Origin of the sequence: Halomonas sp. 72 (assembly GCF_052379785.1) — a bacterium.
Taxonomy (GTDB): Bacteria; Pseudomonadota; Gammaproteobacteria; order Pseudomonadales; family Halomonadaceae; genus Vreelandella; species Vreelandella citrativorans.
The window spans coordinates 39,493-50,053 of record NZ_JBQSYY010000023.1 but is presented as its reverse complement, the minus strand read 5'-3'; the positions used below and the strand labels follow the sequence as shown (position 1 = coordinate 50,053).

Below are 10,561 nucleotides of genomic sequence, written 5' to 3'. Positions count from 1 at the left end.
TTACCGCAATTTTATAACGTGTTACAAGGAAGAATGTCGATAGTTGGGCCACGACCACATGCACTCGCCCATAATGAGTATTACAAAGAGCTTGTCGAATCCTATATGCGGCGCCATAAGGTAAAACCCGGTATTACGGGTTGGGCGCAGGTCAACGGGTTAAGAGGCGAAACCGATACATTGGAAAAAATGCAAAGACGCGTTGAGTACGACTTATGGTATATCGATAACTGGTCCACCTGGCTGGATTTGAAAATTATCTGTATGACGATTTTTAAGGGATTCAAGCATAAAAATGCGTATTAACGAGATGTTGTGATGATGTTGTTAACGGGCGGTGCAGGTTATATCGGCTCTCATATCGCAGTAGAACTTCTTCAGGCTGGTATTGAAGTGATTATTGTCGATAACCTTTGTAACAGTAAGTACAGTGTTATCGAGCGTATAGAGACGATTACACAGCGCTCGGTTTCATTTTACGAGGGCGATATCCGCGATACTGCTTTTTTGGCTTCTGTCTTTGCTGAAAATTCGATTGATGCGGTGATTCATTGTGCAGGCTTAAAGGCAGTGGGAGAAAGTGTCCGCACGCCTTTGGCTTATTATGAAGTCAACGTGTATGGCACGATATGTTTGTGCCAGGCCATGCAACAAGCCAACGTCAAGAAGCTGATTTTTAGCTCATCAGCAACCGTATATGGACCCGAGTCAGAGGTGCCTTACCTGGAGAATATGCCAAGAGGTGTCTCGGCAAGCCCATACGGCGTTTCCAAGGGAATGGTTGAAAAAGTGCTTGAAGATTTGCACACAAGCGACCCGGATTGGTCTGTCGTTCTGCTGCGCTATTTTAATCCTATTGGAGCACACCCTACAGGGCTTATTGGTGAGTCTCCCCAAGGGGCGCCTAATAATTTGATGCCCTATATCAGCCAGGTAGCAGCGGGAGTGCTTCCACACGTCATGATTTTTGGTAATAACTACCCAACCCCGGACGGCACCTGCATGCGTGACTATCTGCACGTTGTCGACCTCGCTAAGGGGCACTACGCCGCGTTGCGCGTATTGGAGGCGCCAGGAGTGAATTACTACAATTTGGGCACTGGGTGTGGAACCTCGGTACTCAATATGGTGCAGAGCTTTATAGAGGTAACGGGGGTCAATATTCCTTATCAATTTGCGCCACGACGCCAAGGCGATCTTGCTGCTTTTTGGGCCAATGCTGCTAAAGCCGAGAAGGAGTTATCCTGGCACGCCGAAAAATCACTCGATGAGATGTTGTTAGATACATGGCGCTGGCAGCAATACGCGATGGTTAACCATACCTGAACCTAAATGAGCAGATTCTCTCCCGCGAAAGTCCGTGGGCATATTGTAAGACTGATAGCCTAAAAGTGGCACAGGGTGCTTGGGAAGCACGCATGCTTTTCTTGGACAGGTTTTAACTGTGGTAGCATTCACGCTCTTTCTGCTGCCGTTTATAGCAGCGCTTATCGAAGGGTACTTGTCTTGAAGCCTGCAATGAATATGCACGATCCCTGTGCGCCTCGCTCGTTTTCTGTGATGCTAACGGATGCCGCTGTTTTCCTACTGGTCAGTATTGCACTCATTATTCCCAGCGGTTACTCACTAGGTGCCGCTGTTTTAATGCTAGCGGGTCTTTACTTATTGTTGCGTTGGCGCCTCCCAACGCTTGCTCGAGAAGACTGGCTGATTGTGGCGGTGTTATGCGCTTATGCACTAGTAGGTATGGCCGAAGCGTTATGGGATGGGCAAGGCAGTAGCGGAATCGATAAGCCTGTACGCTTTATATTGGCTGTGCCTGCACTATGGTGGGTGCTACGCTACCCGCCCCATTTAAGTGTTATGTGGGCCGGTATTGCGTTAGGAGGAATAAGCGCAGGAGGCTGGGCAAGCTGGCAAAAACTGGCCGAAGGTATTGATAGAGCGCAAGGATTCACGCACGTTATTCAGTTCGGCAATTTAAGTATGCTGTTAGGCGTGCTCTGCCTGGCGGGGCTGGGGTGGGCACATGTCCAGCGCCAGCACCGTATGCTATGGATAACGCTGCTTTTTGCTGGATTTTTAGGCGGCGTACTTGGGTCGCTTTTTTCTGGTAGCCGTGGCGGCTGGGTAGGCTTTCCCATTGTTTTACTTATACTCTATCGCGCTTACGGAAGTTTCTTTGCTACCAGAATGAAGCTTGCCATCGTTGGCGCTGTTATAGCAGCGGGCCTGGTTGTTTACTTGATTCCTCAAACAGGTGTTCAGGATAGGGTGCACTACACCTTTTACGATCTCAATAATTATATAAGCGGTGAGAACCGCACTAATTCGTTAGGTGCTCGCTTTGAAATGTGGCGGGGCGCCAGTCATTTAATAATGGAAAAACCACTCACAGGGTGGGGCACGCAAGGCTACGTACAGGCAATGCAAGCACTGGGCGAACAAGGGGTTATTGACCAGCAGGTCACCCAGTATGGGCACGCGCATAATGAATTTATAGACGCGTTTGCAAAGCGAGGCGTACTTGGCTTGGTCGTGCTGTTAGCGCTTTATCTAGTACCCATGCGCTTATTCGCCAAACAAATAAATGCTAAAGATTTAGCGACGCGTGCGGTTGCAACGGCGGGCGTGCTGCTACCGGTTACCTTTATGGACTTTGGATTATCGCAAGCATTTTTAACGCACAACAGCGGTGTAATGATGTACGCGTTCTTGCTGGCTGTGCTCTGGGGGATCTACGCTAATCAAACGCAAATGGCCCGTCAGGCACCAGTGTCGTAATCGGGGTTCTTGCCACTATTACAAAGTGTGCTGGGTACAAGCCTGCGCCTAGCCTCCCAGGCGCTTGGCTTTTTCTATCTATGTGTCGTTGCTAAAGAGCCTACATGCCAAAATATTTGGCTTAAAGCGCAGACTCATGCATAACGGTGAATCATTAAATTGGCCTTTTGTGAAGAAACTATGTCTACGAAAACTTTTTTAATAACAGGCGGTGCGGGCTTTATTGGCTCGGCGGTTGTGCGAGCACTTATCAAAAAGACCGAACACACGGTCGTCAATATTGATGCGTTAACCTATGCCGGTAATTTAGAGTCGCTTGCTGATGTTGAAGCCAGCGAGCGCTACGCTTTTGAGCAGGCCGATATTGGTGATGCATCGCGCATGGCGGCTATTGTTGAGCGCTACCAGCCGGATGTGGTGATGCACTTGGCGGCAGAGTCGCACGTGGATCGCTCTATAGATGGCCCAGCGGCGTTTATTCAAACCAACATTGTGGGCACTTACACGCTGTTGGAAGCGGCTCGCCATTACTGGAAAGGCTTGCAAACGAGTGCGCCGGAAAAAGCCTCGGCGTTCCGCTTCCATCATATCTCGACCGATGAGGTGTATGGCGACCTGGAAGGCCCGGAAGACCTCTTCACCGAAGAAACGCCGTATGCACCCAGCTCACCCTATTCCGCCAGCAAGGCAAGTTCGGACCACCTGGTGCGCGCCTGGCACCGCACCTACGGCCTGCCGGTACTGTTAACCAACTGCTCCAATAACTACGGGCCGTACCACTTCCCTGAAAAGCTGATCCCGCTGATGATTTTAAACGCTCTGGCGGGCAAGCCGTTGCCGGTCTATGGCAATGGCCAGCAGGTGCGTGATTGGCTGTACGTAGAAGACCACGCCCGTGCGTTGGTAAAGGTCGCGACCGAGGGCGTGGTAGGCGAAACCTACAACATTGGCGGCCATAACGAGAAGGCGAACCTTGAGGTGGTCGAAACCTTGTGCGATTTATTGCAGGAGCTGGTGCCCGCTGAGCATCGTTACCGTGATTTGATCACCTTTGTACAAGACCGACCAGGCCACGACCTGCGTTACGCGATTGATGCCAGTAAAATCGAGCGCGAACTTGGCTGGCGCCCGGAAGAAACCTTTGAAACCGGGCTGCGTAAAACCGTTCAGTGGTACCTTGATAACCGTGCATGGTGGCAGCGCGTGCAAGACGGTAGCTATCAAGGCGAGCGGTTGGGTAGCTTGTGAAGGGTGTTACTTTTGTGGTCGCTGACTGAACTGCTTTCACAACCTCATTGGCCCGGGAGGCAGATTAACCTTGTGGGAGCTTGATTTATCAAGCCTCGGGGCTGGGTAAACATTGTGGAGTTCAATTCAAGCTCCAGGGCTGGATAATCATTGTGGGAGCCCAATTTATTGGTGGTCCGACACATCGGCGAAGGAGGCCGGAGGCCTCCCGGGGTTGGGGCAACCCCATTCGCTGGCTGAGGCCTGCTCCTAGAATGTTTATCAAATCCTTGTGGCTGGGTAAACATTGTTGGGGTTAGTTCATCAAGCCTCGGGGCTGGGTAAACATTGTGGAGTCCAATTCAAGCTCCAGGGCTGGATAATCATTGTGGGAGCCCAGTTCCACTGGGCGAAGGAGGCCGGAGGCCTCCCGGGGTTGGGCCAACCCCATCGCTGGCTGAAGCCTGCTCCTACAATGTTTATTAAACCTTTGGGGCTGGGCAAGTATTGTGGTCTCAGTTTATCAGGCCTCGGTGCTGGATAATCATTGTGGGAGCCCAGTTCCACTGGTGGTCCGACACATCGGCGAAGGAGGCCGAAGGCCTCCCGGGGTTGGGCCAACCCCATCGCTGGCTGAAGCCTGCTCCTGCAATGGTTATCAAACCTGGGGGCTTGGTAAACATTGTGTTAGTGGTTGATGCGGTGATCAAATTCAAGATTTAACAAAGGAATGCGGTATGAAGGTATTGATTACCGGCGGTAACGGCCAGGTGGGGTTCGAGCTACGCCGCCAACTTGCCACAGTGGGCGACGTGTTAGCCCCTAATCGAGCAGCGCTTGATCTTTCCAATGCGGGCGCGGTAAGTGCTTTCTTGACTCAGCATCAGCCCGATGTAGTGATCAATGCGGCGGCTTATACGGCGGTGGATAACGCTGAGTCCGACCAGGCAATGGCTGAGCGCCTGAACGCGGCGCTGCCCGCTCAGTTAGCTGAATACTGCCAGCAGCAATCCAAATGGCTGATCCATTACTCTTCTGATTACGTATACAGCGGCCAAGGCAGTGCGCCCTGGCAAGAGAGTGACACCACCGGGCCGTGCAACGTCTATGGCGCGACCAAGCTTGCCGGTGATGAAGCGGTAGCGAATAGCGGCTGCCAGCACCTGATCTTTCGTACCAGTTGGGTCTACAGTGCTTTTGGCAAAAGCTTTTTAGCCACTATGCTGCGCTTGGGGGCGGAGCGTTCGGCGTTAAACATTATTAATGACCAGGTGGGCGCGCCGACGCCAGCACGTTTGATCGCGCTGATAACGCAGCAGGCGCTAACGAGGTTGCTAAGCGAAGGTGCCACCTTGGCCAGCGGGGTGTATCATTTGGCACCACGTGGCGAGACCAGTTGGCATGGCTTTGCCTGTGAGATTTTTAAGGCGGCAAAGCAGTGCGGTTTACCGTTGGTCATTACGCCGGACGGCGTTTCGGCTATTCCAACCACGGATTACCCGACGCCCGCTGCGCGCCCGCTGAACTCGCGGCTATCCGTTGATAAACTTGAAAAAGCGCTATCAGTACAGCTGCCGGATTGGCAAAGCCAATTGGCACTGACAGTGGAAGAAATAGCCCGCTCGCGTTAACCGCGCAGCCATAAGCAAGGAGCAAAAAGCGATGCAACGTAAAGGTATTATTTTGGCAGGAGGCAGCGGTACGCGCTTGCATCCAATTACACGCGGTGTTTCAAAGCAGCTACTGCCTATTTATGACAAGCCAATGATTTACTATCCCATTTCGGTGCTTATGTTGGCCGGGATTCGGGAAATTCTGATTATCTCTACACCTGAAGATCTTTCTCAGTACGAAAACCTGCTGGGCGATGGCAGCGCGTTTGGCGTACGTTTTGAGTACGCGGTGCAGCCAAGCCCGGATGGCTTGGCGCAAGCGTTTTTGATTGGTGAAGATTTTATTGGTGATGCACCAGTCTGTTTGGTGCTGGGCGATAATATCTTTCACGGACAGCACTTTTCGGACCAGTTGAAACGAGCTTCTGAGCAGCAAAGCGGCGCCACGGTGTTTGGCTATTTAGTGAAAGACCCCGAACGCTTTGGCGTGGTCGAGTTTAACAATGATGGCAAGGCGGTTTCCATTGAGGAAAAGCCTGCTACGCCGAAGTCGCCCTATGCCGTTACTGGCCTCTACTTCTACGACAACGATGTGGTGGACATTGCCCGCCAAGTCGAGCCTTCAGAGCGCGGCGAACTGGAAATTACCAGCATCAATAACGCGTATCTTGAGCGTGGCGACCTGCGTGTTGAGCGCCTGGGGCGCGGTTTTGCATGGCTGGATACCGGCACGCACGATAGCTTGCTGGAAGCCAGCCAGTACGTACAAACCATCGAGCACCGCCAAGGCCTGAAAGTAGCTTGCCTGGAAGAGATCGCTTGGCAGCAAGGCTGGTTGAGTGATGCTCAACTGCGAGAGAGCGCGAATGCACTGTCTAAAACCGGCTATGGTCAATACCTGTTGACGCGGCTGGATGCCAAAGGGGGCCTGTAATGCAGATTGAAGAGACCTCGCTACCCGGCGTGGTAGCGTTAACGCCCAAGGTGTTTGGCGACGAACGCGGCTTCTTTATGGAAAGCTTTAACCAGAAGGCGTTTGAAGAGGCCACAGGCTGCACACGTGAATTTGTGCAGGATAACCACTCGCGCTCCCGCCAGGGTGTACTGCGTGGCATCCATTACCAGTTAGAGCAGCCACAAGGTAAGTTGGTACGCGTGGTGCAGGGCTCTGTGTGGGATGTGGCGGTCGATTTGCGTAAACACTCGGCTCACTTCGGCCAGTGGGTAGGCGTTGAGCTTTCCGCTGAAAACAGCCGACAGCTGTGGGTGCCAGAAGGCTTTGGTCATGCGTTTGTAGTGCTGTCTGAAACAGCGGACTTCCTCTACAAAACCACCGACTTCTACCACCCTGAATCCGAGCGCTGTATTTGCTATGACGACCCGGACCTGAACATTCAGTGGCCAGAGCTACCGGTACCCTTCGCGCTATCTGAAAAAGACCAAGCAGGCAGGGCGTTTAAAGCTGCAGAGGTATATGGCAAGCCATGGTAGATGGACTCTATTTATGTGGCGCTGCACGTAAAACCGTTCTGGCGATCAGAGTGGTTTTTTTAAATCTAATTATTTTTTATTACTCATTTGAACTTCAATAGTTCATTCGGCGATTACGTTACCCCCTTTTGGGGATAAATATAAAATGAATAGGCTCACAAAGAGTCTCAAGAGTAGAGCCAGGCCCGCTAATCCCTTACAATGCCTGAGCATTTAAATAGCAATGATTATCAAATTTTATCCGCACAGCGTTGGGCAAGGGAATACGCCCGTTATAATCCCGGGGCGGTAGCGTGCCTTTTCTGGAAATTATTATGCCAAAGACCTCATTTTTAGTAGTTCGACCGGCTCGCATGCTGCTAGCCGTGTTAAGTATGGCCGTAATAAGTGGGTGCGCTACGAGCTACCCCTCTGGCAGCGCCTCCCAGCAGCAGCGCTATGTCCTTAGTGATGACTCCGCAAAGCCCATTCTTGATGAAAGTGTGAACGGCTTTCTGGATCAAACACCGGCTGGTGGCGTTATCAGCGTGGCTAACAGCCCGTGGGGCGACAATGTTGAAATTGTGGCCGACGAATCCTACCTGGCAGCCAGTGGGCGTGAATGCCGTCGCTTACAAGTGATTGGCATGAGTGGCGAAGCTCGCCGCGCGCTGGTATGCAAAGCATCGTCAGAAGAGTGGGTAAACCAGCGAGTCATAACGCAAACGGCAGAAGGGCGCCTTTAATGAATCTCTTTGAATCATGCAAGCGCGCTTGCCTATCGAAAGCGCTGACTACCGTTTCCCTCGCCTGTTTGGTTGTGTTCAGTGCGCCGGCCTCCGCCCAGATTCTCAGCCTGCCGGACGACACTCTTTCAGGCCAACGCAGCAGTAATCAGGCGTCATCGTCTCAAGGGCAGCAGGGGTTACAGCAGCAAGGCCAGGTAGATGATATGCCCCGCGCCGATTGGCGCAGTGGCACCTATGGCCCCATCGCCACACCACCCCGCGACCCGGATGCACTGCCCCCCTTTGGATATAACCTCTTCACCGGTGGCTTTCGCGGCGCCATGGGCGATGGCCTGAACGCTGATTATCGCATCAAGCCAGGCGACCAAGTCACCGTGCGTGCCTGGGGCGCGTTTGAGTTAGACCGGGTGCTGCCGGTTGACGCCCAGGGCAACATCTTCATCCCCGGCTCCGGCCCCTTAAATGTAGAAGGCCAGAGTAGCCAGCAGGTCGATAACAGCGTTCGCCAAGCGATTACCTCGGTATATCCTGACAACGTTGAGGTTTACACCAATCTGCAAGGTGTCCAACCCGTCGCCGTTTATGTAACAGGTTATGTGCAAAACCCCGGGCGCTATGCCGGTACGCCCGATGACTCGCTGCTCTACTTTCTTGACCAGGCAGGCGGGATCGAACAAGACTTGGGCAGCTATCGCCAAGTGCGTGTAATGCGCAACGATCGCCTGGTTGCAACGGTGGACCTCTACGACTTTTTGCTTAACGGCACGATTGCACGCCCGCAATTCCAGGACGGTGACACTATCGTTGTAGAAGAGCGCGGCCCGGCGATTGCGGTTACTGGAGACGTGCACCGCGAGATGCGCTACGAGCTAACCAGTAACACGCTTAGCGGCGCCGAGCTTTTAAACCTGGCGCGGTTGAGAAGCGGTGTCTCCAACGTACTGCTGCGTGGGCATCGTACCGATGGTCCTATCGCCCACTATTTCCCCGTCGCCCTGTTTGCTGGCCAAACCATTCGCAGTGGCGATGAAGTCACCTTTACCGCCGACCAGCGCAGTGAAACCATCGTGGTTGAAATAGAAGGCAGCTACTTCGGGCCTTCGCTCTACGCCTTGCCGCGCAATGCGCGCCTAAGTGAGCTGCTTGATGCCATTGCTGTGCCACAAGGGCTGACCGCCGTTGAAAGCGTTTCCCTGCGCCGTGAAAGCGTCAAGGAGCAGCAGGAGCAAGCGCTGGAAGACAGCCTACGCCGCTTGGAAACCACCTACCTGGGCGCCACCTCACGCACCGACGAAGAAGCCCAAATTCGCCTGCGTGAAGCCGAGCTGATTGAACGCTTTATTGAACGCGCAGGTGAACTTGAGCCCAGTGGCCGCCTGGTAGTCGCGCAAGGCGGCAAGATTTCGGATATCCGCCTGCAAGACGGCGATGTCATTACCATTCCTGAAATCAGCGATTCGGTTCTGATCAGCGGTGAAATCGTGGTGCCCCAAGCCGTGGTGTACCGCCCCGGTCTGAGCGTGATCGACTACGTCAACGGCGCCGGTGGCTTTACCGAGCGTGCCGATGAGAGCCAGATTCTACTGGTGCGCCAAAACGGTGCTGTGGAACACGCGCGTAATTCACCGCTGCGCCCGGGTGATGAAATCCTCGTAATGCCCAAGGCGCCGGTACACAACTTGCAGCTGGCTTCTACGCTAACGCAGATACTCTTCCAGATCGCCGTGACCACGCGCGTCGCGCTTGACCTGTAATGAGTGGTTGGTGAGTCGCTAAGGGGCCTCGTAGCGCGTGGTAACGAGCGCAGCGAGGCACCCGCGAAAGGCGGCACCCGCCGCCCGAAGCCGCACCCGCACATGCAAAAATTCATGACAAACAACACGAACCTAAAGGCGGCAACCCGTCATGGCTGAAACACAAGCAACGCGCCGGGGCGCCCGCACGCCTTGGCAAGTGACCCGCAGCGTGTGGTACGCCATGTTCATGCGTGAAGCTATTTCACGCACCATGGCCGACCGCATGGGCTGGTTCTGGATGATCTTTGAACCGGTTGCCATGGTAGGAATCATGGTGGCCATTCGCAGCTTTATCCGTGGTGATAGCCTAGTCGTTAACGCACCCTTTATTCCCTGGATGATTACCGGCTTATTGGGATTCTTTCTGGTGCGTGAAGGGATGATACGAGGCATGGGTGCCATTAATGCCAATAAGGCGCTGTTTGCCTACCGCCAAGTGCAGCCTGTAGACCCGGTACTGACGCGCAACTTTCTTGAAGGGATGCTGCGTACCTTTATCTTCCTGATTTTTATTATAGGCGGGCTAATGCTCGACCAGGAAATGTATCCGGATAATGCTATTCGCGCGATGGCCGCCTGGTTCTCGCTCTGGTGTTTAGGCTTGGGCTTGGGGCTAGTCACCTCTGTTTCCGCAACCCTGGTGCCTGAGGTAGGGCGCGTCATTACCATGATGTCTTTGCCGCTGCTGATTATTTCCGGCGTCATTCTACCGCTGAATAGCTTGCCGCACTGGCTGCTTGAATACCTGATGCTAAATCCTATACCTCACGGGTTAGAGACACTGCGATTGGGCTTTTTTGAGCACTACCATGTGGTGCCTGGCACCAGCATGCTCTATTTCTGGCTATTTACGTTTTCGCTTATTGCGCTAGGGCTTCTTATGCACCTGCGCTTTATTGACCGTTTAAAGGCAAGCTAATTC

10 protein-coding genes are annotated in these 10,561 nt (G+C 53.3%); all 10 read left to right on the top strand.

The window, feature by feature from the left end; genetic code table 11:
- A partial coding sequence (locus ACT3T6_RS16090) for a sugar transferase (protein WP_444625959.1) occupies positions 1–306 on the top strand: 306 nt, incomplete at its 5' end.
- A 12-nt stretch (positions 307–318) separates the two neighbouring features.
- Positions 319–1,326, top strand: a complete 1,008-nt coding sequence (galE, locus tag ACT3T6_RS16085; protein ID WP_226913453.1) for a UDP-glucose 4-epimerase GalE — start codon at positions 319–321, stop codon at positions 1,324–1,326.
- A gap of 192 nt (positions 1,327–1,518) precedes the next feature.
- The gene (locus tag ACT3T6_RS16080; protein WP_193053735.1) at positions 1,519–2,784 is read left to right on the top strand and encodes an O-antigen ligase family protein; all 1,266 of its coding nucleotides are present in this window, start codon (positions 1,519–1,521) and stop codon (positions 2,782–2,784) included.
- Positions 2,785–2,964: 180 nt separating this feature from the next.
- Positions 2,965–4,032, top strand: a complete 1,068-nt coding sequence (gene rfbB / locus ACT3T6_RS16075) for a dTDP-glucose 4,6-dehydratase (RefSeq protein WP_193053734.1) — start codon at positions 2,965–2,967, stop codon at positions 4,030–4,032.
- Positions 4,033–4,748: 716 nt separating this feature from the next.
- A complete protein-coding gene (rfbD, locus tag ACT3T6_RS16070; protein WP_193053733.1) occupies positions 4,749–5,642 on the top strand; it encodes a dTDP-4-dehydrorhamnose reductase in 894 nt (297 codons plus the stop codon).
- Positions 5,643–5,673: 31 nt separating this feature from the next.
- The gene (gene rfbA, locus ACT3T6_RS16065) at positions 5,674–6,558 is read left to right on the top strand and encodes a glucose-1-phosphate thymidylyltransferase RfbA (RefSeq protein WP_193053732.1); all 885 of its coding nucleotides are present in this window, start codon (positions 5,674–5,676) and stop codon (positions 6,556–6,558) included.
- Positions 6,558–7,115: a dTDP-4-dehydrorhamnose 3,5-epimerase gene (rfbC, locus tag ACT3T6_RS16060; RefSeq protein WP_193053731.1), complete on the top strand. Its 558-nt coding sequence runs from the start codon at positions 6,558–6,560 to the stop codon at positions 7,113–7,115. The genes rfbA and rfbC overlap by 1 nt, the downstream gene beginning before the upstream one ends.
- Positions 7,116–7,429: 314 nt before the next feature.
- A complete protein-coding gene (locus ACT3T6_RS16055) occupies positions 7,430–7,840 on the top strand; it encodes a DVU3141 family protein (protein ID WP_193053730.1) in 411 nt (136 codons plus the stop codon).
- Positions 7,840–9,597, top strand: coding sequence for a polysaccharide biosynthesis/export family protein (locus ACT3T6_RS16050; protein ID WP_193053729.1), 1,758 nt, complete (start codon positions 7,840–7,842; stop codon positions 9,595–9,597). The genes ACT3T6_RS16055 and ACT3T6_RS16050 overlap by 1 nt, the downstream gene beginning before the upstream one ends.
- Positions 9,598–9,748: 151 nt before the next feature.
- Positions 9,749–10,558: an ABC transporter permease gene (locus ACT3T6_RS16045; RefSeq protein ID WP_193053728.1), complete on the top strand. Its 810-nt coding sequence runs from the start codon at positions 9,749–9,751 to the stop codon at positions 10,556–10,558.
- The last annotated feature ends 3 nt before the right edge of the window (positions 10,559–10,561 follow it).

Bases quoted from the DNA above. Each gene is read 5' to 3' on its own strand.
- ACT3T6_RS16045 (WP_193053728.1), top strand. From the start codon at position 9,749: ATGGCTGAAACACAAGCAACGCGCCGGGGCGCCCGCACGCCTTGGCAA.
- rfbC (WP_193053731.1), top strand. From the start codon at position 6,558: ATGCAGATTGAAGAGACCTCGCTACCCGGCGTGGTAGCGTTAACGCCC.
- rfbD (WP_193053733.1), top strand. From the start codon at position 4,749: ATGAAGGTATTGATTACCGGCGGTAACGGCCAGGTGGGGTTCGAGCTA.
- ACT3T6_RS16055 (WP_193053730.1), top strand. From the start codon at position 7,430: ATGCCAAAGACCTCATTTTTAGTAGTTCGACCGGCTCGCATGCTGCTA.
- ACT3T6_RS16050 (WP_193053729.1), top strand. From the start codon at position 7,840: ATGAATCTCTTTGAATCATGCAAGCGCGCTTGCCTATCGAAAGCGCTG.
- rfbA (WP_193053732.1), top strand. From the start codon at position 5,674: ATGCAACGTAAAGGTATTATTTTGGCAGGAGGCAGCGGTACGCGCTTG.
- rfbB (WP_193053734.1), top strand. From the start codon at position 2,965: ATGTCTACGAAAACTTTTTTAATAACAGGCGGTGCGGGCTTTATTGGC.
- galE (WP_226913453.1), top strand. From the start codon at position 319: ATGATGTTGTTAACGGGCGGTGCAGGTTATATCGGCTCTCATATCGCA.
- ACT3T6_RS16080 (WP_193053735.1), top strand. From the start codon at position 1,519: ATGAATATGCACGATCCCTGTGCGCCTCGCTCGTTTTCTGTGATGCTA.